The organism is Paenibacillus sp. 102, assembly GCF_039549175.1.
Taxonomy (GTDB): Bacteria; Bacillota; Bacilli; order Bacillales; family Bacillaceae_G; genus Bacillus_A.
Genome location: NZ_JBCGHT010000023.1, coordinates 21404 through 46526, shown reverse-complemented (window position 1 = coordinate 46526; position 25123 = coordinate 21404). Strand labels below are relative to the sequence as shown.

14 protein-coding genes and 7 pseudogenes are annotated in these 25123 nt (G+C 34.7%); 6 read left to right on the top strand and 15 right to left on the bottom strand.

The genetic code is table 11. The features are described from left to right. Positions 1-195 precede the first annotated feature (195 nt). Positions 196-543 carry a YkgJ family cysteine cluster protein gene (locus tag AAIE21_RS26160; RefSeq protein WP_343269390.1) on the top strand — a complete coding sequence of 116 codons (348 nt, stop codon included), beginning with the start codon at positions 196-198 and terminating at the stop codon, positions 541-543. Positions 544-1016: 473 nt separating this feature from the next. Here AAIE21_RS26160 and AAIE21_RS26155 read toward each other — a convergent pair. Then, positions 1017-1366, bottom strand: a pseudogene (locus AAIE21_RS26155) (Rpn family recombination-promoting nuclease/putative transposase); the annotation flags it as partial. Positions 1367-1422: 56 nt separating this feature from the next. Further along, positions 1423-2142 (bottom strand): annotated as a pseudogene (locus AAIE21_RS26150) (flavodoxin domain-containing protein); the annotation flags it as partial. Between the two features lie 319 nt (positions 2143-2461). Between AAIE21_RS26150 and AAIE21_RS26145 the strand changes: the two are divergent. Further along, complete coding sequence (locus tag AAIE21_RS26145) at positions 2462-3418, top strand: alpha/beta hydrolase (protein WP_343269389.1); 957 nt, start codon at positions 2462-2464, stop codon at positions 3416-3418. Between the two features lie 102 nt (positions 3419-3520). Here AAIE21_RS26145 and AAIE21_RS26140 read toward each other — a convergent pair. From AAIE21_RS26140 to AAIE21_RS26080, 12 genes and pseudogenes are all read right to left on the bottom strand, one after another. After that, positions 3521-3610, bottom strand: a pseudogene (locus AAIE21_RS26140) (arylamine N-acetyltransferase family protein); the annotation flags it as partial. 133 nt (positions 3611-3743) lie between these two features. Beyond that, on the bottom strand, positions 3744-4832 hold the full coding sequence (tnpB, locus tag AAIE21_RS26135) for an IS200/IS605 family element RNA-guided endonuclease TnpB (RefSeq protein WP_343269388.1): 1089 nt from the start codon (positions 4830-4832) through the stop codon (positions 3744-3746). 10 nt (positions 4833-4842) lie between these two features. After that, positions 4843-5241: an IS200/IS605 family transposase gene (tnpA, locus tag AAIE21_RS26130; RefSeq protein WP_343269387.1), complete on the bottom strand. Its 399-nt coding sequence runs from the start codon at positions 5239-5241 to the stop codon at positions 4843-4845. Between the two features lie 492 nt (positions 5242-5733). Then, a complete protein-coding gene (locus tag AAIE21_RS26125; RefSeq protein WP_343269386.1) occupies positions 5734-7188 on the bottom strand; it encodes a pyridoxal phosphate-dependent decarboxylase family protein in 1455 nt (484 codons plus the stop codon). A gap of 55 nt (positions 7189-7243) precedes the next feature. After that, positions 7244-14254, bottom strand: a complete 7011-nt coding sequence (locus AAIE21_RS26120; RefSeq protein ID WP_343269397.1) for an amino acid adenylation domain-containing protein — start codon at positions 14252-14254, stop codon at positions 7244-7246. Between the two features lie 32 nt (positions 14255-14286). After that, entirely contained in the window at positions 14287-15264 is a 978-nt protein-coding gene (locus tag AAIE21_RS26115; RefSeq protein WP_343269385.1) for a SagB/ThcOx family dehydrogenase, read from the bottom strand. Positions 15265-15704: 440 nt separating this feature from the next. Continuing rightward, positions 15705-16369: pseudogene (locus tag AAIE21_RS26110) on the bottom strand (IS6 family transposase). Between the two features lie 165 nt (positions 16370-16534). Continuing rightward, on the bottom strand, positions 16535-17722 hold the full coding sequence (locus AAIE21_RS26105; protein ID WP_343269384.1) for an RtcB family protein: 1188 nt from the start codon (positions 17720-17722) through the stop codon (positions 16535-16537). 427 nt (positions 17723-18149) lie between these two features. Next, a complete protein-coding gene (locus AAIE21_RS26100; protein WP_343269383.1) occupies positions 18150-18356 on the bottom strand; it encodes a hypothetical protein in 207 nt (68 codons plus the stop codon). Between the two features lie 218 nt (positions 18357-18574). Continuing rightward, a complete protein-coding gene (locus AAIE21_RS26095) occupies positions 18575-19126 on the bottom strand; it encodes a GNAT family N-acetyltransferase (RefSeq protein ID WP_343269382.1) in 552 nt (183 codons plus the stop codon). A gap of 519 nt (positions 19127-19645) precedes the next feature. Then, positions 19646-19991 (bottom strand): annotated as a pseudogene (locus tag AAIE21_RS29700) (Tn3 family transposase); the annotation flags it as partial. A 31-nt stretch (positions 19992-20022) separates the two neighbouring features. Beyond that, entirely contained in the window at positions 20023-20214 is a 192-nt protein-coding gene (locus AAIE21_RS26080; protein WP_343269380.1) for a hypothetical protein, read from the bottom strand. Positions 20215-20572: 358 nt separating this feature from the next. Here AAIE21_RS26080 and AAIE21_RS26075 point away from each other — a divergent pair, with 358 nt between their 5' ends. The 4 genes and pseudogenes from AAIE21_RS26075 (at position 20573) to AAIE21_RS26060 (ending at position 23678) form a co-directional block, all read left to right on the top strand. Next, on the top strand, positions 20573-21172 hold the full coding sequence (locus AAIE21_RS26075; RefSeq protein ID WP_199668931.1) for a DJ-1/PfpI family protein: 600 nt from the start codon (positions 20573-20575) through the stop codon (positions 21170-21172). 225 nt (positions 21173-21397) lie between these two features. Then, positions 21398-22327: pseudogene (locus tag AAIE21_RS26070) on the top strand (Tn3 family transposase); the annotation flags it as partial. Next, positions 22314-22733, top strand: a pseudogene (locus tag AAIE21_RS26065) (2-isopropylmalate synthase); the annotation flags it as partial. The pseudogenes AAIE21_RS26070 and AAIE21_RS26065, both read left to right, overlap by 14 nt. Before the next feature lie 417 nt (positions 22734-23150). Then, entirely contained in the window at positions 23151-23678 is a 528-nt protein-coding gene (locus AAIE21_RS26060; RefSeq protein WP_343269379.1) for a hypothetical protein, read from the top strand. Here AAIE21_RS26060 and AAIE21_RS26055 read toward each other — a convergent pair. Continuing rightward, positions 23671-24711, bottom strand: a complete 1041-nt coding sequence (locus tag AAIE21_RS26055; RefSeq protein WP_343269378.1) for a hypothetical protein — start codon at positions 24709-24711, stop codon at positions 23671-23673. The genes AAIE21_RS26060 and AAIE21_RS26055 overlap by 8 nt on opposite strands. Between the last annotated feature and the right edge of the window lie 412 nt (positions 24712-25123).

Below are 25123 nucleotides of genomic sequence, written 5' to 3'. Positions count from 1 at the left end.
CTTTGAACCACTTGAAGAGCATTCTTCTTCAAGTGCGTCTAAAGACCTTTTTGTGTTGTTCCAAAACGATAAGAAAGGAGAATTCAAGCCAAACTCACTGAATATAAAATGAAATCCTCTCTTTTTGGTTGTTGAACTAGAAAACCCTTATTTTTGGATTAATTATAACAATTACTTATTTTAGGAGATGATTAAATGAAAATTTTACCTTGTAATGGTTGCAAAGGAATGTGTTGCGGTCCCGTTCCAATTACAGAAAAAGAATTTAAAAGAATAAAGAAGAAGATAAAATCGATGCCTACAAAAAAACGCCTAGATTTAAAAAGTCAGCAACGATATTTTGGAACATGTATTTTCTATGACGAAATAAACGATCGTTGCGGTATTCATTCAGTACGTCCAATAATTTGCCGAGCATTTGGGTATTACAACAATCTTGTTTGTTTTCGCAAACCGGAAGTAGTTTCCGCAAAAAACTATATGAGTAACGAACAGCCCATTGGTATTTTGAGTGTTGATTTTAAATGGAAAGATTTTTCTTAATGGGTTTATCTATTTTCTCAAGTTGATAGATGTGAGGTGCTCCTCATTGAAAAGATTTTTGTATGGTCTCAAATAAGGTACAGAAACAAATGTGGGTATAATTGGGTGGAATAACATTGATATTAGTTTTTGTATTAAGCTCTTTTATCTTTAAAATGTTTCTGTACCTAAATATCAAGATATCCGATGTCACAATATTGCACAATGGTTGCGTTAACTTACTCACTATCAATAGATGACGAATTAATTTAGTTGGTTTTCGTGTAAAAATATAATATGAAATATATATAAATTGTCTCAAAAGCAAAATATCTCAGAAAAAAAGTATTAAATTGTGAACAAATTTAATGTTAAATGTTACGGTTTCATAATCTGCTGTATCGTTTTCCAGCAGAAGACTCCTCTCTCAAAATGCGAATGCAATAATTAAAAGCCTTACGAGATCTTTCGCAAAGCTTTTGTAATGATACATATTATAATAATAGTTTTTGTACTTCTTCTGTACTGAGACCAGTGAATTTTGCAATATCCTCAAACGGCATACCATTTTTATACTTACCACAAATTAATTGGATTTTTCCTTACTCAATGCCTTTTTCTAATCCTTCTTCTCTCGCATGGGCTATTTTAGCTTGCTCATCTAAAAGCACTTTCTCACGAGCTTCATAAGCCGTTCGGAAAGAGGAGTCATGGCTCATATTTCCCATTTATTTATTGCTTTTTGTAAAATTGGATCTTGATTCATCGTAATCTCCTCCAATGTCTGAGTTAAGTGTTCATCTTCATGGGCTGGCAACAATAACATCCAACGGACAAATGCATGTCCAAATATATCTTATACACAATTAGCTTCGGTATCTTGTAAAAGGGAGTATAAGTTCAGTTTCCAGCCCAAACATCTTTTCCGTATCGTCCTTCAAGCTGTAACTGATCCAACCAATTTCTTGCCTCTTGTTCACTGACTTCATGAACCTCTTGATATGCGTGACAAAGAGTATCTTCTACATCTGGAGCCATTCGACTTCCATCACCACATAGATAAAGGTGAGCACCTTTATCTAATAACGAAATTAAATTAGCTCCATCTTGTTTCATTAAATGCTGTACATATGCTTTTGGATGTCCTTCCCAGCGAGAAAAAACTGTGTGTAAAGATATTAAGCCATCTTTTTCACCTTTTTCTAGTTCTGTACGATAGAGATAATCTTTTTCAGGATGACGACAACCGAAATACAGATGCGCTTCCCCTAAGTTAACACCTTTTTGCTTTTGAACACGACGCGTTTGTAAGAATCCACGGAATGGTGCAACTCCAGTTCCTGGTCCAACCATGATAATTGGTGTTGTTGGGTCTTCAGGTAATTGAAAACGTGATTCTGGAGTTCGAACAAAACAAGTAATCTCATCTTCATTTTGGCGCTGAGCTAAATAATTAGAAGCGACACCTTTATATTCTCCTTGTCCACTCCATGCAGGTTCCTTAACAACATCGACCGTAATACTTATACGATCCTGTGCAACGAGCGAAGAGCTTGAAATAGAATAGTAACGCGGTTTGAGCGCAGGAAGAAGCTCTAAAAAGCGTTCCAACGGGAGTTCTTCTTCATTCCAATTTCTTTTCAATTTTCTCCCTCATCTCGCTAAATTCATTCAATAAATAGTATAATTTTAGATATAGCGAGTTTCAAGAACACCTTATAAAATCCCCAAAAACTTTTATTTACTTTTAATAGGAAAAGGCCTGCGGACTAGAGCAGCTACCCTGTCATTCAGCTTAAAAGAAGATTTATTTTTCGAATATTCTGTTGACTATTATAACATATCTACTTTACAATTTAATTGTGATGATTTTATCACAATTAAACTACTTAGAATACACTTCACTTATTTGAAAACAATTACAAATAGAGGTGTTAAAATGAAGAACCGAGTAAATCCAGAGTTATTACCAGGATTAGAAATGTTTCAAGATCTCGATTTACGCCCAGAGAACTTGCAAGCAATTAGAGAAGGTATATCACAAATGAGACCACCTACCGTTGTTGATGAATCCCTTTCATTAACAGATGAAGTCATTGTAGGACCTGATGCTAATCCATTACCATTAAGAATTTATCGCCCAAAATCAAATGATGAATCCTTACCTGTCTTGTTATGGATACATGGTGGCGGCTATATCTTAGGGTCTATAGATGATAATGATGATACTTGTATGAGGTTTGTAAAAGAAGCCAACTGTGTGGTCGTTTCTGTAGACTACCGTTTAGCTCCTGAACATCCTTATCCAGCACCAATTGAGGATTGTTATGCAGCATTAAAATGGATTGCTGATAATGCAGGGCCATTAAACATTGATTCGAATCGAATTGGTGTTGCAGGGGCAAGCGCTGGTGGTGGACTAACAGCAGCATTGACATTATTAGCTCGCGATCGACAACATCCTTCTATTTGTTTCCAAATGCCACTCTATCCAATGATTGATGACCGAAATAATACACCTTCTACGAATGAAATTAAAGGAGGATTTGTTTGGAATCAAAAGACAAATGAAGCTGGCTGGAAAATGTATTTAGGAGAAATATATGGAACGGATAATATTCCTGCTTATGCAGCCCCTGCTCGAGCAGAGGATTATAGTAATTTGCCATACACCTACACATTTGTTGGTCAATTAGATCCATTCCGTAGTGAAACATTAACCTATGTAACCAAACTTGCGCAAGCTGGTGTTGATGTTGAATTTCATTTATATCCTGAGGCCTATCACTGGTTCGAGGGATTAAATCCAAATGCCGACGTATCTATTTACGCTGTGAATGAAATGATACAAGCAGTAAAGACTGGTTTCAAAAAAGTAGCTAAGGTAAAGGCTTAATCTCTTTACAAAAGAAACACTCACAAATAGTACACATTTGTGAGTGTTTTTACATTTCAAACATAATAGCCGATTCTAAATAAGAATCGGCATTTCATATATTTATAATTCAATGTTAAACAGATTATATAATAATTCTCTATATTCATCCATTGTAATTTTTCGTTTACTTTTTTCTCCATAAATGATTTCAGGTGAACTACCCGCCACTTAACGTCCTTACGGACTGTTTGAAGTGGGGGCTTCTTGGGAAGTAGATACTTTTATTAGCTATCTATATTTATCAAGCTATAAGGGCAGTCCCTGCCCCTAAAGAAAATACCAATTACATGGCTAGTTTTAGTAAGTTGATACTTGCGTTTACATCTCTATCATGATGACTATTACATTCAGGACAAGTCCATTCTCTAAGGTTTAGATTCTGGACTTCCTTGTTTTTATAGCCACAGCCAGAACATAGTTGACTACTTGCATAATTCTTAGGTGCGATTATCAAATCACGCCCTTTCCATATTGCTTTATAGTCAAGGTATTCTCTGAATTTAGACCAAGATACTTCGCTGATTGTTTTGGCTAACTTGTGATTCCTTTTCATATTCTTCACTTTCAAGTCCTCAATCACAATTACTTGATTTTCGTTTGTGATTTCATTACTTATCTTGTGAAGAAAGTCATTACGTTGATTAGCAATCTTTTCATGAAGTCTTGCGACTTGTAATCTAACTTTGTTTCGATTGTTTGAACCCTCCTTTTTGCGTGATAAAGAGCGTTGCAGAAAGGCTAATCTTTTTTCAAGCTTTCTCAACCATTTAGGGTTTTCATATTTTATACCATTAGACAGTATCGCGAAGTCTTTCAATCCTACGTCAATACCAACTTTTGTATCGATTTTTGGGAATGTTTTTTCATTTTCTTCTACCAAAGGCGATACAAAGTACTTACCAGTAGGCGTTTGAGAAACTGTAACGGAATTAATGAATCCAAAGAATTGTCTATGTTGTTTAATCTTTACCAATGTCTTTAAGTTTGGCAGCTTGATATAACCGTTCTCAATGCAAACTGTTCCTTTTTGGTTATTCGTTGTATAACTACGGTGGTTATCTTTCTTACTTTTGAATTTAGGGAATCCAACGGATTTATCACGAAAAAAGTTAGCATATGCTTTGTTCAAATTCAGTTGGGCATTCGCTAACGCAAGGCTATCAACTTCTTTTAGAAACGGAAAATCAGCTTTATACTGTGCAGGAGTAGGATATTTGATAGATTTATCAGGTTTATCTTGTGATTCTTGATAAGATTCGATTCTATCAGCAAGCATCTTGTTATATACAAACCGAACACATCCGAAAGTTTTTGCAAACAACATTCGTTGTTCTTTATTTGGATAGATACGATATTTGTATGCTTTCAACATTTTCTACACCTCACTTTTCGCCTTGATTTTCAATATATTTCTTTACTACGTCTAGTGGTGATCCACCTGTAGTAATCAAGCAAAAACTTCTTGACCAAAACATTTCTTTCCAAAGCTTCTTTTTCACTTGAGGAAAGTCTCTCTTTATTAATCGAGAACTTGCACTCTTATATGCATTGATGAACTTTGTCATTTCTGTATTCGGGTGTGCCTTGAATAAGATATGTACATGGTCAACATCATGATTCCATTCTACCAATGTTATATTATACTTCCCAGATAACCGTACAAACATGTCTTTTGCATAGTCTGACATATCATTATCAAATACATTTCTTCTGTATTTTACGACTAATACAAGGTGATAATACAATAGGAACACTGAATGATTATTACTATCTAATTTCACTGTTATACCAACCTTTCTATTTTATAAGACTGATTATATCAGAACAAAAAAATAAAAAGCAAAATTAAGTGCTTTTTAGCTACGCCAAACCGAAATTTATCTCCCACCTATCGTTGGGCTATCGCCCTGCACACGCTTGAGGAAGGAGAATTCTTTCGGATAATTCGTTAAAATGAAAAGCTAAAGTAGTATATGTTAATTGTAAAATTTATGGGGCATGCTAAAAATTTACATTTACAGTAACTGTACCGGTACAAAAGAAGTGTATTAGAACCGTATATCATTAATTAAGTTCTTAATGCGTTAGAAGTACAACATATAATATAGAACAGCCTAATCAATTTCTTGGTTGCATTCTATTATCTTAACAATAAATACACTCTCATATTAATAAGGGAGTGTATTTATTACAGTAGGTGCCAATATAACTTGTATTCAGTCTTATGTAAAACTTACCTAAAAAATGATTTTAAATTGGTCAAACCCGGTATATTAAGGGTGAGAAACAGATATAAGATGTTTATACGATGTGTTTACCTCCTCTGCAAGTGCTTTGATTTTCATCATGATTTGAAGCATTTCTTCTGTTGTCGTCCTTGGGTTGATGGAACAAAGTCGAATTACCAATTTTTCTTTCAATTTAGTCGTACTTAGCATAGCAAATCCTCTTTGATTAATGTCTTCCACTAGCTTTTTGTTAATTTCATTGATTGTATCTGTAGATGCTAAATAACAAGGGGCATAACGAAAGGTAACAATTCCTAACTGGGCAGGTGTTACTACTTCCCAATCTTTTTCTTTCTCTAAAAACTCTTCGGCTTGTTCAGCCAACAAAATGCCATGATCAATGGCATTGCGAAAAGCTGTGATGCCGAACACTTTAAAAGAAAGCCATACCTTTAATGCCCTAAATCTGCGAGAAAGTTCAATTCCACGTTCTCCAAAATTCACTTTTTCTTCTATATTAGTTTCCGTATCCTTGATATACTCTGGGATCATACGGAACGTTTCACTTAAGTATTGGCTATTTCGAATGAGTACACACCCTACATCATAAGGTTGAAAAAGCCATTTGTGCGGGTCTAACGTCAAGGAATCGACACGATGAATTCCTTGAAGCAAGGCACTTCCTTTTTCACTAAGAATTGCTGGAGCACCATAGGCCCCATCTGCGTGTAGCCATACATCTTCGTCATTACAAAGATCAGCCAATTCATTGAGGGAATCAACCGCTCCGCAATTAGTTGTTCCGGCATTAGCAATAACACAGAATGGTTTTTTCCCTTTTAGTCGATCTTCTTTTATTTGCTTTTTTAAAGTACTAACTGAAATTCGTAAATATTCATCTGTTTCAATTCGGCAAATTTGATAATGTTTGAACCCTAATACTTTAAGTGCCCGATCTACAGAAAAATGAGTTTGGTTGGAAAAATACACAACCGCATTTTCGATATCATTATTAAGCTTGACCTGTCTCGCTACAGTAAGTGCAGTCAAATTAGCCATGGAACCTCCACTTACAAATAGCCCTTCAGCCGAATCAGGGAATCCTAACATTGATTTTAACCAGTTAATTGTCGTTAATTCGATTTGTTCAGCACCTGCACCTACTATCCAAGCTGTGGGAAATACATTAAACCCACTTGCTAAAAAATCTGCTACTACTCCAACATAATTATTAGGACCTGGCACAAAAGCCATAAAATGAGGATGATCCACATGAGTAATCTGACTAAACACATTGCTATTAAGAAAATGAAGAAGCTCTTTCGGATTGGATCCGTTTTCTGGAATCGATTCAATTAGCTTATCTCTAAAAATATCACTATTAATCGTTTCGGATACTGGTTTACTTTTTAAATGATTCATATGATCAACAATTAAATCAACCGCTTGATATCCTAACTGACGCATCTCTTCGGTTGATAACTGCAGGTTTTCCGTCATTTGGTTCACTCCTATTCCATTTAAAAAGGCGAGTTCTTGCTCGCCTTTTCATTTTTTATAATTTGTAAGCACCGATTGTCTGTGTTGGATTATGAATGATCATTTTGATTAACTTATGAATGTGACTTAATATTTCCTGTACTTGCTCCGCTTCATATACATTTTGATCATATCCAAACTTTATTGTAAGTTTCTCTTCAGGAAAACACATAATTCCATACTTTACATGCGGTTCATCAACGACTTGGTAATCTGTGATGGCAAAATTTCTATTCTCATTTGAAGAAAAGATAGCTGGGTTGGTTGGATAGTTTTCAAAAACCCAAAGATGGTCGGTTAACTGATTAATCAACTCACTTTGTTTTTGTATCTCAACAAATGAATAGTATGCATACTCATTACATTTCAATGTCTCTAGTTGTACTTTTTGCAAGAAGTCCACAAAAGATTGTGTTTCTGTCCATATTAGTCGGATAGGTAAAACATTTGTGAACAGACCAAACATATTTTCAATCCCTTCCAGTTCGGGAGGTCTGACTGATACTAGATTAGGTAATACTACTTCTTTCATTCCGTTGTATTTACCAAGCAATATTCCCCATACAGCTAGTAAAGCCGAATTCATAGTTATATTGTGTTTGGTTACAAATGTCTGTAACTGATTGGTCAAATCCTTATCTAACGTTAAATCCATAAATGTGAAACTTAACCCTTCACTTAGAGTTGGTACTTTCTTCTTAGGAATACTGATTTTTCGATTGTATCCTGATAAATAATCCCGCCAAAAATGACTTGCTTTCTCATGATCTTGCGCTAAAGTCCAGTCTATGAATGTTTGAAAAGGTTTTACTGTAGGTAACTCCACTGTAGTTCTCGCATTTATTGTTTCATAGAGTTGGAATAATTCGTCTAACAAAATACTGACGCTCCAACCATCACACAATAAATGATGAGAACTCCAAACTACCTTATACTCATCATTCCCTAGTTGAAATATACAGAGACGGATCATGAGTTCATCATTTTTGAATCCTCGACTTAAATTTTCATTCATCCACTGGTCTAAAAATTCTTGCTGCTCTTGTTTCTTCAGCTCAATCAAGCTTTTTACCTCTGAAATCATTTGAACATCATGTAGTACAGCTTGCCAAGGTTGTTCTTGCTCATCTTGCACAATTATCGTTCGTAAAGAATCATGACGATCAACTAATTGTTGAAAACACTGAATAAAGAGATCAATATCCAGTTTCCCCTCAAGTGTCCAAATTGTTTGTTCAAAATATGCATTAGTATCAGGTTCAGTTACAGCATGTTCATAAATAACTTGTTGGAACGGTGCCAATGGGTAAATTCGTTCTATTTTCATATCCGGCATTTTTTCTCGTATTTTGTTAAGTGTATGTTGATTAAATTGTTTATCTCTAACAGTTCGTGATGTAACTTTATTTTCTTTCTTTTGGTTTACATCATCTGTTTGTGAACTTGAAAGATGGTCTAGCTTTTTAACAAAATGAACCATATCTCCTAATATAGGAAACGAAAATAGATTTTTTGGTTCTAACTCAAATCCTTGCCTATAAAGTCTAACAGAAACTTGAATAGCTTTTATCGAATCTCCACCTAAGGCAAAGAAATGATCATTAACACCGATTTGGTCTACTTTGAGTACTTCTTGCCATGCGCTGGTCAATAATTTTTCCATATCAGTTTTTGGAGCAATAAATACTTCATTTTTTTCTTTTTCCGGAGCAGGGAGCGCTTTTCTATCTATTTTCCCATTTGGAGTCAAGGGCAATCTTTCCAAATAAACAAAATAAGAAGGAATCATGTACTCAGGCAAGTGACCTCGCAAATATTTTCGTAGTTCTGTTGTACTGATATTTTGCTCAGTTACCACATATGCGACCAAAAATTTTATCCCATTCTCATCTGCCTGATCAATCACTACAGCTTGTTCGACTTGTTTGTAAGTGAGAAGACAATGGGCGATTTCTTCTAACTCTACTCGATATCCTTGAATTTTCACTTGATAATCTTGACGTCCTAAAAATTCAATATACCCCTCAGGATGCATCCTGCCACAGTCTCCTGTCTTGTAAATAAGACCAAGGTCCGGATGTGACACAAATACCTCGTTTGTTTTCTGTTCATCATTCAAATATCCTTTGGCAAGGCCCATTCCCCCAATATATAAATCACCAATCACACCAACAGGACACATTTTCTTTTCATAGTTCAACACATAATACGTTTGGTTTGCCAAAGGCATCCCATATGGAATACTGTTCCAATGTGCTTCCACCTGTTCGACTGGATAATAAATTGACCAAATTGATGCTTCTGTTGCTCCCCCCAGTGAGACTACTTCCGCAGTCGGGAAATGTCGGTTTATTTTTTCTGGTAAAGAGAGTGGAATCCAATCCCCACTATGTAAAACCAAACGCAAGGAAGAATTTTCAAAATGAGAACCTACTTGATCCAATGCCAAATCCATGATTGCAGGTACTGTATTCCAAATTGTAATTCCTCTGCGTTCGACCGTACGGATTAGTTCTTGCATGTCTCTCGGATCACGAATCATTACTAACATTGCACCTGTGCTTAACGTTCCAAAAATATCGTATACAGACAGGTCAAAACACATGGAAGAGATACCGATAATGCGATCGTCTTCATTTACCTGATATTTTTGATTGATATCTTGAATAGTATTTGCAACCGCTTTGTGAGAAATGATTACTCCTTTTGGCTTTCCAGTACTTCCTGAAGTGTAGATAATATAGGCAAGATCTTCCGGACTAGCAATGGAAGGCAGATCTTCTGTTGTATATAATGCTAAATGTTTCTCTTCATAAAGACTAGGTTCTAATAAAAGTTTGCATGAGCTATTTTCTAAGATATATGTTTGTCGATCTAGTGGATGATCGGGATCGATTGGTACATAAGCAGCTCCTGCTTTTAAAATCCCCATCATATTAGTAATCGTATCAACTCGCCTTTGTGCCAAAAGACCAACTTTGTCACCTAAACCAATCCCTTGTTCTTGCAAGAAGTGCGCAACTTGATTTGAGCGCTTATGAAGCTCTGAGTAAGTTAACCATTCTTGTTCAAAGACCACTGCTACTTGATCCGGCGTACGTTTTACTTGGTCTGTAAATAATTGATACAGAGTAGTCGAAGGTATTTTTTCTACTGTCTGATTGTATTGCTCAATTAAAATTTGATCCGATTCTTTCATTTGCAAAGAGGTTACGTTACTTTGTTTCACCAATTGTTCCAACAAACTAACAAATTGAGAAAACATCGCTTCCATCACATCAACATCAAACAATTCTTCTACATAGTTCCAGCTAATTAATAGCTCTCCATTTTTTTCAATTACCACATTATCCAAATACACTTGCGGAGTCCGAGCGTGAATATAGCGGAGAGAACCAAGCTGTTCCCAAGCAAAAGCACCCGTCCCTGCTAACATCGAGGTGAAAACAATTGGCATGACCGCTTTGGGCGTCATTTGGTGATATCGTGTAAAATCTCGAATAAAGTTAACTCCATCGTAATGCCGATGTTCAAGTCCATCTAATAAAGTTGATTGAGTTTGTTTCACTCTAGTAAAGAAAGATTGCTCTGGATTCACATCCATATCCAACAAGATGAGTGACGTGAAATCTCCCACAATTTGCTCTACTTCTTCATGAACTGGATAACGGTTAAATACAGTCAGATTTATTGCCAATCGACGTTGATTACTCCAATATGCCAACACTTCTCCATATATTGTACAAAGAAGGGCCGAAGGAGTTACTCCTTTCTCTTGTGCTAGTTTCCTTAACTTCGTCCATTTTTCTTTGTTCAAAACCTTAGTAAGTGATTGAAACTTAGGGGTAGCAACCTCATTCGACTCTTTTTTTAATAACAAAGAAGGAGCGAACGGAAATTCTGAGAGCTTACTTGTCCAATAATCTTTTGCTATTTTATACTCTTTGCTTTGTTCCATTTCGTCATAAATAAACATGTAGTCTTGAAAATCAAATGAAAGAGATTCCAACCTTTGATCTGGTTTGTGATAATAATGTAACAAATCATGTCCAACGATGTTCATGCTTGCTCCGTCCATCAATAGAGCATCATACCGAAAACATAATAAATAAGTGTCTTCTTTTAAAAGAAAGGCTTTTAATTCAAACAAAGGCCATTGCCCCAAAGAAAATACATGATTAGTCATTCGTGAACGTTCTTCTTGCAAGCGAACATTTTGTTTCCTATTATCTAAACCAACGAGACTTTCTATTTCAATCTGGTAATCAGGAACATTTTGTAAGATTTGCTGTTTTCCCTCTGGCAAAATTACAGCTCGTAACATTGGATGGCGATGAATTACCTTTTGAAAACTTTGCGAAAGACGATTTATATCCAATTTTGTTTCATATTCAAAATACGTTTGAGGTGAAATACCACTTAATTCAAACTGTGAATTCCGTCCTAACATGTAAGCTGTCTGAACTTCTGTTAAGGGAAATGGTTTGGACAAATCTTTAACACGATTTGGTATATTATCTAAGATTTCTTCTTTATGCTCTACCTCTACACAAGAACTAAGTTGAGCAATCGTGGGATGTTTGAAAAAATCCGTTGTACTTATTTTCAAATGGTCTTTTCTTAATAAGTTAATAATCTGTAGTGCTTTAATTGACTCTCCATTTAAAGCAAAAAAATTATCATGAATACCGATTCCCTCAATTTCTATAACTTTTTCCCATGCTTGTACCAATTTCTGTTCAATTTCATTTCGTGGAGCGACGTATGGAATAGACACGTAATCTGTTTGAGTTAAATCTAATAACCTTTTCCGATCTACTTTTCCGTTTGGATTTAATGGAATCTCTTCTACCTGAATCATTTTTTCAGGAATCATAAACTCAGGTAATTTATTGCTTAGATATTTTCTGAGCTCTCCAAAAGGGACCTTATTATCCGATACATAGTAAGCGGCTAATAAGGTCCTGTTTCCATAAACCTGATCAACAACAATAGCTCGGCTTATCTCTGGATATTTCCTTAACTGAGCTTCGATTTCCCTTAATTCAATCCGATACCCCCGAATTTTCACTTGATGATCCATTCGACCGAGATATTCAAGTTCTCCATTAGGCAACCATCGAACAAAATCACCCGTATGATACATCATTTCCCCTGCCACAAAAGGATTCGGGACAAATTTTTCATCTGTCAGTTTAGATTTACCAAGATACCCCCGGGCCACCGCCGCGCCAGCAATACAGAGTTCGCCCGGCATTCCAAAAGGTTTCAATTGACCATACTTATTCAATATGTAAGAGCGATAATTGGGATTAGGATGTCCAATCGTCACTTCTTTGGCAGTGCTTAAATCTTTTACTGCTGCACAAATGGTTGTTTCTGTGGGACCATAGATATTTAAAATTCTCGCGTCACTTATGCTTCGAATTTTTTCAACCAAATCAATTGAAAATGCTTCCCCTGCTAACAAAATGGTCTTTAAATCTTCTAAAAAATTCGCTCCTTCTGAGTCACTCAAAATTACTTCCATTCGTGATGGGGTTGACTCCCATAAATCCACCTTATGTTTTTTGACTAAATGAGCCAATTCTTTTGTTGCAAACTGTTCCTCTGTAGCGATGACTACTTTCGAACCTTGAGTTAAAGGGATGCATATTTCTAACAAAGAAATATCAAAAGAAACACTAGCAAGAAATAAGAATACTTGATTATCTTTTACTTTGTCTCTCATAACGCTTAAAAAATGGACAAGAGATCTCTGTTCCACCATTACGCCTTTTGGATTTCCTGTTGATCCTGATGTGTAAATAACATAAGCCAAATCGTGCGGTCCACTTTCGCGAACTAAACTGCTTCCTTCACCTCGAAAGAGATGTTCATCATCAAGATATAGCACCTCACCAGCGAATTGTAATAATTCTAACTCTGTTCGCTTGCTCAATAAACATTTTGCTTGACTATCTTGTAACATATATTCGATTCGTTCACTTGGATAGTGAGGATCGATTGGTAGATACGCTCCTCCTGCTTTTAAAATCCCCATCATACCAATGATCATTTCCAAAGATCGATCAACCATAAGTCCAATAACACTTTCTTTGGATACACCCTTACTTTGAAGAATAGAAGCCAATTGGTTTGCTTTCTTATTCAACTCTCTATATGTCAAAGATTGATTATTACAAATTACAGCGATTTGATCCGGGGTTTTCAACACTTGCTCCTCAAACAAATCCTGAAATGTTTGAGACAAATCCACGCCCATCTGAACTGGAGTAAATCCTTCTAGCAATTCTTTTTCTTCTTCTGAAACGATACAAATTTCTTTTACAGGTAAATTAGGATTTCTCAACACTTGCTTTAAAACATAAAGATAAGAATTTGCAAACTGTTGCAAAGAAAAGAACGAATGAGACTTGCAAGAAATTTGAAACTCAAATTCATTATGTATTTCATTCCATTTTCTTTGTATCCAGATGGCTAAATTATTCTCTGAGCATTCTTCTATCAAACTTTTATTATGTAATCCTTCCATCCCAAAAACGATTTGAAAAGGAGTTGAATGGTGTTTCGCAAATAACTCAGAGAGTGGATAGCTCTGATTGTCATACCCGAATAAAGTCGTTTGTTCAACCTGATTTACTACTTTCTTAAAGGTGTGATGCGGATGGATTTCACTTCCTATAGGAAGCAAATTATTAAGATTCTCGCTCTGTTCGTGATTTTTTTCGATTATAGGAATCCCAATTGTAATCCTTTCTTGATCTGTATAATGTGCCAAGCAAACCCTTAAAGCTGCCTGTAACCAGCTAAATAAAAGTAAATCCTGAGACTTACTTACTTTTTGTATACTTTGACTAAGTTTTGCATCCATTATGACTTGAATATGCTCGCATGGGTTATCTTTATTCAATTGATAACCGCTATTAAATAAAGAAAAATCGAGTGCATCGGAAGGTAATTGCTCCTTCCAAAAAGCTTCTACCCCTTTATTTTTATGAATCAAACTTCGATCTTTAATGTGCATTTTCATCTTTAGCCCCCTAATATTAATTTCATCTATTCGCTAATTTTCAAGCCAACTTCAAGCCCATGGAGAAATACTTGATGGTTATCCAAACTTAAAAAGCGATGAATATCATCAAATTTCATATGACCAACGGAACAAACTCCTAAATTTAATGTTTCAGCCACCATATTTAAGGTAGCGGTGATGATGCCTGACTCAATACAAGCAAATAAATATCCATCTGAACCGTATTTCGGAATGGAAGCGTTCGCATTATAGACTAGATAAATCGAGAAGGCAGACTGGTTATATAACTCCTGATTAATTATCTCATGATCACTTTTGATTACCTGGTCAATGTTATTTACAACCAAAAGACTATTCTCTGATGGACTATAATAATAAAAGCCGGCCTTCATACCTTCTACACGTTTTGGTTTTACATAGACAAAGATGTCAATTGGGTAGAGCCCACCCGCACTTGCGTAATGATAGTATATTTTGTCTTCTTTAATTTGTTTTAGAGCGGATAATAAATCCGAAAATTTCGAAAAATAAACAGACTTTTCCATATCAAATTTGCGACAAGATCTACGTTCCCTTATCATAGTAGGAAGCCCATTTTTTGTTTCAAGTTTAATTCCGGTTGACCGTACAGCAGGGTGGGTTCGATTTAATTGTTCAGTGATATACTTATCTAGATCCTCCTTAGAGAAGCGAATTTGCTCGTTATATGGATTCGGAAAAATTTTTTCTTGTGTGGAAAATACTTCTCTCGGATTTAATATGTTACTTACTAACACCCGATTCTTTATCATAAGTTCAACTATTTTTTGTGTTTCTTCTTCATTTCCTAACGAAAAGCGCTCTACTAGCTCACTAATCGTCACACCTTTTTGAGTTAAAAAGTAAAACTCAGGAAACCAATCATATAGAACGCCTGTAAATCTCGTTTCTCCTATCAAAATTTCATTATGCAACTTCTCCCAATGCTTAATAGGAGACCAGTAATAAATTTGCTCGCTCATATTCCCCTCCATAAATGGTTAACTTATTTAAAAAATACATTTCCTTGCCCCATAGCAGCTATGAATGCATGTACTTCAAGATCTAGTTTTTTAAGTGTAAGATACTATCAAGGCCACCTGAGGATAATAAAACTACTTTTTCTTCTTTAAAATCTTTGATTTCATCCTAAAATACTATTTTTTATTAGACATTTCACATCCTTTTCCATGGTAACCCCATAATATATACATGATTTAAACGTTGAGAATATTCACATATTTTCGACGTGAAATTATTGTAATGGATTGGAAAGCAGATGAATATAGTTATTAAGCAAAATAATATTGAGAAAGTTTTGTTCGTTGTAGCAATAAAAGTTTCAAATAAGGTCTATTAAAGGTTCTGGTGCAAAAATCATTTAATAGAGACATAAAACTTACATAGTCTGTTCAATTCCAGATTATGATGTAATTCCAAACAAGTTATGTACAAATTCAACTTCATTTTGGATAGACTTCACCTGTCGGTGAAGTTGCCCTTTTTTCATCATATGCATGGCTTCAACACCACTCAATATAGAGATTGCTGTTTTAAATGACTTTAATCCTAGCATAGAACGAACTCGTCTTTTAATAAACCGGTGGTCTTGTTCCACAATGTTATTAAGATATTTCACCTGCCTTATTTGGATGCCTACGGGCATCTTTTTCTCTTTCTTCAACTCTTCAATTGCCATAGGATAGGCTGGGTTCTTGTCTACTGTGATAACACGGGGCTTTGAAATATGAAAAGACCGCAAAGCTTTCTTGAAAAAACGCTTTGCAGCCTTTTGATCTCTTGTTTTACTTAAATAAAAATCAATCGTATTTCCTTTTGAATCAACGGAACGATATAGATACATCCATTGACCTTTGACTTTCACATACGTCTCATCGATTCGCCAAGAATCATTGGTTGACTTAAGATGACACACCTTAATTGCTCATCTAATTTAGGACCATATTGATGAACCCAGCGCATGATGGTTGTATGAGTAATAAATAGCCCGCGTTCTTCCATCATTTCGACTAAATCACGAAAACTGAGATTGTACCGCAGGTACAATCTTACGGTTAATAAAATAATATCAAGTTAATAATGTTTCCACTTGAATAGATTTTTCTTTTTCATACTGATCACGTCCTCTTTTAGAGTACTAGTATCAGCATGTCCAAGTTTGGGAGATTACTTCCAGATATTTTGAATTTTTTGCACCAAAATCGTTTCCTAAGCCCATTGTTATTCCTCCTTTTAATTAGCTTTAAAGTTGTAAATTGGCTTGATAATGTGTTTAATATCAATCGTTTCCTTTGTATTCTCAACAATCTCATCCATTGATTTATATACCATCGGAGCTTCATCCAAAGTACTTTCTGCAACAGATGTAGTCCAAACATCAGTCATTGTATTTTTGAAGTCTTCTATGTTAAGTGTCTCTTTAGCTTTCTTACGGCTCATAATGCGACCTGCTCCATGCGGACCGGAAAAGTTCCAATCTGGATTACCCTTACCGAACGCGATAATTGAACCATCTCTCATATTGATTGGAATAACAACTCGTTCATCTTTCTGAGCAGAAATAGCTCCTTTTCGTAGAATCATATTTTCCATGTCTATATAGTTATGGATTGTGGTGAACTGATCTGTTACTTCCCAATCCATTCTAATAACAATTTCATCAATCATCGCTTTACGATTTAATTCAGCATATTTTTGAGCAATATTCATATCATTCATGTAATCTTTAAATTCTTGACCTTCTAAATAAGCTAATTCTTTACGGATTTTAGGCTTCTTAATTCCACGTAAGGCTTCGTGTATTTCCTTTTGTCTACCTTCTTTTGTTAAGTGTTCAATAATTTCATCTTTGATGGATTTAACGTTTATAAGTTGCTCGTATGCGAAGTTCTGATAATATTCTGCTACTTGTTTACCTAAGTTACGGGAACCGCTATGAATGACAATATATACATTACCTTTATCATCCTCATTAAGCTCAATAAAATGGTTTCCGCCACCAAGGGTCCCAATGCTTTTTTGAGCACGTTGCAATGTAAATGGCGCTCTCACACCATCGAAATCAATCATTTTTGAAAATTTATGTTCTTTGTCACGAATACTGAACCCACTTGGAACATATTTACGAATCGTTTCATCTAATTGATCGAAGTTGATTTCTTTTTTTTTCTTATCAATCACTACAACTTCCATACCACATCCGATATCTACTCCTACAAGATTAGGTACAATTTTATCTTGAATTGTCATTGTTGTTCCGATGGTGCACCCTGCTCCTGCATGTGTATCTGGCATGATTCGAATCTTGCTATCTTTCACAAATTCTTGGTTGCAAAGATCAATGATTTGACCTGCAGCAGTTTCTTCAACATTATTAGTAAACACTTTTGCTTCGTTGTATTTACCTTGTAACTTCAACATTTTTTATTCCCCTTTTCTGTAAGATTCAATTTTGTTAATTATACTTTATAACTTTTTTCTACTAACCGTTGTGTATCTTTATCATTTCTCTATCAAAGGATTATTTTGTTCAAATTCTGGATAAATGTTAATATTCTTCATAAAGGAGGTCTACTGATGAAAAAGATTTTTTTAGTTATTTTCATAGCAATTTTCCTTTTAATAATTTTATATTTTGTTGGTATGTCACTTTTTTGGAACCAGCCTTAAGTTAAAACAAATAATAAATTACCACTATGATTATTTAATGAATATTCCGTCAATACTGTAGATAGGCTATTAGCCGAAACTCATTTAAATTTCTTTCTCCGTCCCCCTTTTGGAGATACCTTGGAATGAGCAGTTAGCTTTTGCTAGCTGCTCTTTTGTTTAAAATGAAATTTTTATATTAATCTTCTTCAAGTTTCGTAACAGTTAAGTAATTTCTTGCTCTCTTTCGCTTCGCTAACTTCCTTTGATAAGCTGGCGTTGTGTAATAACGAACAGTTTCAGGAAGTACTCCCATATGTTGAGCGCATTCCTGTATGGTCCCGATACATACTAGCGGTTCACCTTTGTAGACTGCATATTCTTTTAAGTTTGTTAAAACACCCATTTTTCAGCCTCCTTTTGCTTAGAATCACTAAAACTTTATTTCTCAATATACAAAACCTAGAATTATTATTAATATTCGTGTATTATATGAACAAAGAGTACCGTAAGAATTACTCTTTGCCATCTTGGAGAGGACCTGCTATTCGTAGCTGGTCCTTTTCTCATAGATTTAAAACCGTACAAAATAACGTTTTTGTTAAATTATTTTATCTAAAGAAATCAGACCTTATCGTATTCATGCTTTAAAAGAGAATATACTTTTGAATTGCAATACATACCATCAATTATTATGCTTTGTCTTAAGGTCCCTTCGTATGTCATTTTTAACTTTTGCATAACTCGTTCAGAAGCTGTATTCCTTACATCACATCTTCCTTCAATACGATTTAAATCTAATTCTTGAAAGCCAAATTTTATTAATTCTTCTAAAGCTTCAACAATAACTCCCTTCCCCCAGTACATCGAACCAATAACAGCCCCTAAAGAAGCACTATTATGTAGTAGTTTCCAAATACCACAAGTGCCAATCACTTTCTGATGTTCCTTAGAAAGGATAGACCATATGAAAGATTTATCCTCTTTATTTGTTTCGATCATATTTTCTAATAAAACACGAGTTTCATCTTTAGTTTTGTGGACTTCTCTGGGTACATATGTAGTTGTTTGAGGATCTGAATAGATTTTAAATAAACTATCTAAATCATATAAATCTAGTTTTTTTAGTAAAAAGCGCTTCGTTTCTAGTTTTTGTATTTCATTTGTATTTTCCATCTCTCATTCTCCCTCTCTCTCAAATAAGGGTTTTGTTCAAATAGGAGGTTTTTTTTATGTCAATGGGAACCTGGGCTGCAATTTGCTTAGCTTTATTTGGAGGAGTTATTTCTTCTAGTAGCCAGTCGAAAAACTCCCGTAATAAAAATGGATAAACTACCAGCAGAAATGTTAGATACTTAGCATTTCTGCTATTATTTTCTTCTCAAATAACACTTTTGTTTAAATTTATACATAGTTTATATACAATTCAGACACATTTAACATGATGAGCTTTTGAAAATTGGTGGTATTATTAACTTGTTGAAAACGACACGTTTCGACACATACAAAATAGCCTTCCTTACCTCTGAATCCCTGCTCCCCTATTCTGCAGGGATTCTTGTAATTTTAAATTTATTCTCCAGTCACTATTGTACTAAATAATGCTCTTATTTGGGGCACGGCAACGATTCCTTCTTTTTGGGGCCACTTAAAATAGCCACAATCTATTTATAAATAGACTGTGGCTATTTTTGTTTAATTTGCAGCTTTTAATTCATTAGGTGAAATGTCCATATCAAATTGGATATCAGGTGGTTGACGATTATCTTCCAATCTATATTTCCCGAATCGATTTATATGAAAGGTAAGGTATGGGCTTAAATCAGATAGTACTTCTTCGTCTAATTCATTTCCTTCTTGGATGTATTCATGCAGGATACGAAGTAAGTTGAAAAACGTTATAAAAAATGACACAATTTGCAATTAGATGATTGTATTTTATAATTTTCCGTTGTCTTTCCCGATGATTTTCTGCAATAATTCCATCTCCTCCGAAGAATAACCATTTTGTAAACCCATTAAATTTGATAATTTTGGCAAGGGAATAGTGAAGATTCGCTTCCGTTTCAATATTATCTACATTTACTACATAAAATTTCGTTTGCTATCTTAGCTAATACTTTATCTAGTTGTCCAACAGGCATTTTTTTGTCTTCGGGTAATATTAAAGAAGCTGCAAATCGTTCACCATGTTCAATTGTTTTACCACATTGTGAACATACTAAATTTACATCTTTAAAATGATTTTTTAATTTATCTAACATATCATTTATTCCCCCTACTCGATTGTTTAATATAAAAATATATGAATATCGTTATTTTTATTATACAAGACTAAAAAGAAAAAATGTAGTAAAATTCCAATTCAAACCGTCTTTAGCAATAACTTGGTTCTGTTGCAAAGTTTTCTAAATGGCCTCACCATATCAAAAAGGGGTACAGCCGAGATACGTGTAAAAATAGGTCATAGGATTACTTTTATTTCCACCTATTACATATTATACCTATAGAGGTATTGCTTCTTCTATTGGATGAGGGGTTTTTTGTAAATCAATTACATAATCGCCGAATCGTTTTATATGTCTACGATTCACAAAAGAAAGCAAATGAGGTGTAATAAAAATGAAAATACAAATTGTATTGTTTGACGGCTTCGGAGAGCTTGTCTCTTTCGCACCTTTTGAGGTACTCAAAAGAGCGATAGAAGAAGGGGCTCCATTTACGGTTGAACTAATATCAAGTGAACCAAAACAAGAAATTACTACTTCGTTTGGAGTTACGGTTAAACTAAATGATTTTTTACGAATGGATAATCGTCCAGATCTGTTAATTGTACCTGGTGGTGGCTGGAATCATAAAGCTGAACATGGGGCACGAAAGCAAGCAGAACTTGGAACCCTGACCGAAATGATTAGAGAGATGCACAACGAAGGAACGATCGTTGCTGGAGTTTGTACAGGAGGTATGCTATTAGCTGCCTCCGGTATATTGAATGGCCGAAAGGCGACAATGCACTATTTGGCGCAGAATGAAATTATTGGATACGGGGCAGAGCTTCTTCGTTACAGAATTGTTGATCAAGGGAATATTATCACTGCAAGAGGAGTCACTTCAGGACTTGATTTGGGACTTTGGATCACGGAAAGGTTCGCAAGCCCCAAAATTGCAGCTGCCGTTGAATATAGAATGGAATACGAGAGGCGAGGTGTTGTTTGGAGTTAATTTGAATTCTTTTTTATTCGCTTAATCACAGGGTTCTTGCTGTAGACCGCAAAGTAGCTATTCGTATATATAAAATTGCAGCCAATCCTGTTTTTTTTATTGTTTGTTTTTCCCTAAACTAAAAGTGTAGGTAGCTATTTTATACAGAGGAGAGACAAGCATGAAGAATGATTGGAAATAAAAGTGAGTATATGACCTATTTTTACACGTATCTCGGCTGTACCCCGTCTTCGGTTTGTTACGCATGACAAAGCGGCACATTCAGGATCAAATCCAAAGTATTTTGGAGTGGGACGTGGCGTAACCTATTATAATTATACAAGTGATCAATTTACTGGCTTACATGGTATTGTTATTCCTGGTACAATCAGAGATTCATTACGACTATTAGAGCTTGTTTTAGAACAATCTACTGAAGTGCAACCAAAGGAAATTATGACAGATACCGCTGGATATAGTGACATTATATTTGGTCTATTCGCTCTTTTAGGGTATCAGTTTAGTCCAAGGATAGCAGATATCGGTTCATCAGGGTTTTGGAGAATAGATGGCACTGCTGACTACGGCGATTTAAACGCTATTTCAAGACATAAAATTCGTACAGATTTAATTGTTCGTTATTGGGATGATTTTATGAGGATTGCGGGTTCTCTTCAACTTGGAACAGTGAATCCAACACAGTTGATTCAAGCTTTACAACGCGGTGGAAAACCGACGACGTTAGGTAGAGCAATTGGTGAATTCGGTAGAATCTTTAAAACTCAACATAATCTTCTTTTTATTACAGATCCAACATATCGACGAAAAATCTTAACACAATTAAACCGGGGGGAATCTCGTCATAGTTTGCCAAGAGCATTGATGTATGGAAAGAAGGGAACTTTATATCAAAGTTATCGTGAAGGGCAAGAAGATCAGTTGGGAGCATTAGGTCTCGTTGTCAATGCAATTGTCGTATGGAATACTCCATATATGGCAGCCGCTCTTGATGCCATACAAGAAAATAATATAGAAATTGATAAAGAAGACATACAAAGGCTCTCGCCGGTAGGACATGAACATATAAATATTGTGGGAAGGTATTCATTTCATTTACCAGAAGAAGTTGAAAACGGAGCTTTACGTCCATTGATAAAAATAGAAGAAGAAAAATAAAATATATAAGGGGTTTGAAGTGTTATTGCCGTTTCTGTTCCATTACTACACAAACCCCGACTATAGAACTGATGAACGTGCTTCATTTTATGTAATACAACGTGTATTTTACGACACACATATGGATGAGACTTTAGAAGGACATGTAGATACTCACGCTCATCATTGTGATAGTACTTTTATTTTCTGGGGGAATAGAATAGATGGCACTGGTCTCATATGTGAAGTTGAAATTGAAGGAGAATCGCAAATAATTGAGAGCCCCGCATCTGTATTTATTCCATCAGGGTTAAAACATAGGTACAAATACCTCTCAGGTACAGGAACATGTACAAACATTGTACTAGCACCTAATTATAATTCTAGTTTGTTAGAGGAAAGCTCATCAAAATTACTTGTATATTGACTAAAATAAAAAGTTTTATTTCTGTTATGATGATGTTTTAAGTAAACCCTCCGACTGGAAAGAGTATAAGTGACCTCAATGTTTCTTATGTAAAAAAATAAAAAACAGATAGAATTCAATATGTTCTTTGAATTCTATCTGTTTTTTGGAATGGTCCTAAAATGAAAAAAAACGGAATAGGATATACATAGACTATTATGAAGTAATAAAATTTTCATTTTGGGGATACTCCAAAATATTAACGTGATGGGCATGGGGGAGCACCCTTTGTCCACTAATTCTACAATTTAAATTAACAGATTTGAATCTTGTTATTCCAATAAAGTCTATATGTTGATAAAATTTTACAAATATACAAAAAATATCAAATTGGGTGTAAGATAAATTTGCAACTAAATTTAAAAAGGAGTGAGAAATTTGAAACGTAGAATAAGTGTACTTTCTACAGGTTTACTAGCAGGAACAATGTTATTTGGTGTATTAAGCCCTCAGGCACACGCGGAGTCTCCGGAAAAGTCTTATCAAGTGCTAACAGAGGGACTTAATGGGCAACAAACAACTATAGGATTTGATAATAAAACTGACTTTGAAAATTATTTAAAGACACATCCTGTTCCTAAAAATTATAATATTCAACCCTTAGCACAAATCTATTCAACATTTTATTATGATAATGATTTGAAAGGTGCAAGATTCACTGTAAACGCAAGTCGAAACCCAGTTGTTGTGGCTAATTTTGGTGGTTCCAATAATGATGTCGTGTCTTCTATACTTACTCACCCTTATGGGGACTATACAACAATCTATGAACATAGTAACGCGCAAGGACGTGCACTTGCGATTGTAAATAACGGTAAGTACATTAATTTGACGGATGTTAGTATGGGGGATGGAGCTAGAACTTGGAATGATGAAGTATCATCCGTAATTGTAAAATCTAATTAAGTTTAATAAAAAAAGAACCTTTATAGGTTCTTTTTTCGGTAAACATACGATCCCATAATGCAGCCCATTTAGGACCTTCATATGTAATTACTTTCCACCAACCATCTTCACGTTTTTCTCTTACAAGAAGTGATTTTTGTGGACCGAATTGATTTCCGTTATTCCCTTTATCGGCTTTAAATGAAGGTTTATTGTATGTATAGAAATTTTTATTAATTGCAATCGTCTCAATTATACCTGGGTACATCCATTTGTCACCTTCATTTGTTAGAACCTTTAACCAACCATCTATATTTCCGTCAACTACTTTAATAGTTGTGGGGTTATAGGGCTGTCCATTATTCCCTTTTTGCGAAGTTAATGATGGTTCAGAATATACATGAAACGGTTTATCAAAATACCTCGATTCTCCATCTAACGTAATCCACTTATCACCTTCATAAGTAATTACTTTCCACCAACCATTTGCACGTTTTTCTCTTACAAGAAGTGATTTTTGTGGAGCAAATTGATCTCCATTATTTGATTTTTTAGACGTAAAAGAAGCTTCATTGTAAGCATAGAAACTTGTATCTACTTTAATTGCTTCTGTATTTGGATAAATCCATTTGTCACCTTCATTTGTTTTAATTTTTAACCATCCATCTTCTTGTCCGTCTATTACAGTGACAGTTTGTGGAGAAATGGGTTCACCATTGTTTCCTTTTTGAGAAGAAACTTTAGGCTCACTAAAAGTAATATATGGCTTATCTATGTTTTTATTTTCTCCAGTAAAGTTAATCCACTTATCACCTTCATAAGTAACTACTTTCCACCAGCCATCTGCACGTTTTTCTTTTACAAGAAGTGATTTTTGTGGAGCAAATTGATCTCCATTATTTGATTTTTTAGACGTAAAAGAAGCTTCATTGTAAGCATAGAACCATTTATCTAAAGGCTCTTTTACACCAGTTTCATCTGCGAATGTAATTGCATTAAAAGATAATATTGCTAAAAATAAAGTTAATATTACTGCAAAAAACTTTTTAAACAATTTATTTCCTCCTTTTGTTGAAATTATCAAAGTATAAAGTTATCATTCTAATATATATATATATATATTCTCATGAATAAATTTATGGATGTTTTAATATATTTGTAATATTATATATTAATTAATAAAAAAAGAGATTCCTAGATAATGTGAAGGGTTAGATTAAAGAATAGGAAATTTGATATCACCAAGGGGGCATGTGAGAGTGTCAAATAATAAAGAGGAAACAAAGGCTATTTTGAAGTTGTGGTTTATATATATACCATTGGCATTCATGGAGTTTGTTTGTAGTGGATTTTTAAATAAGATAAGGACAATTAGGGGTACAGACCGCAAAACGGAAAAAACCACGTTAAGCAGATTTCAACATGAAAATAAGTGATTTTAAGAACGCTAAGGCTGTTTAATACAA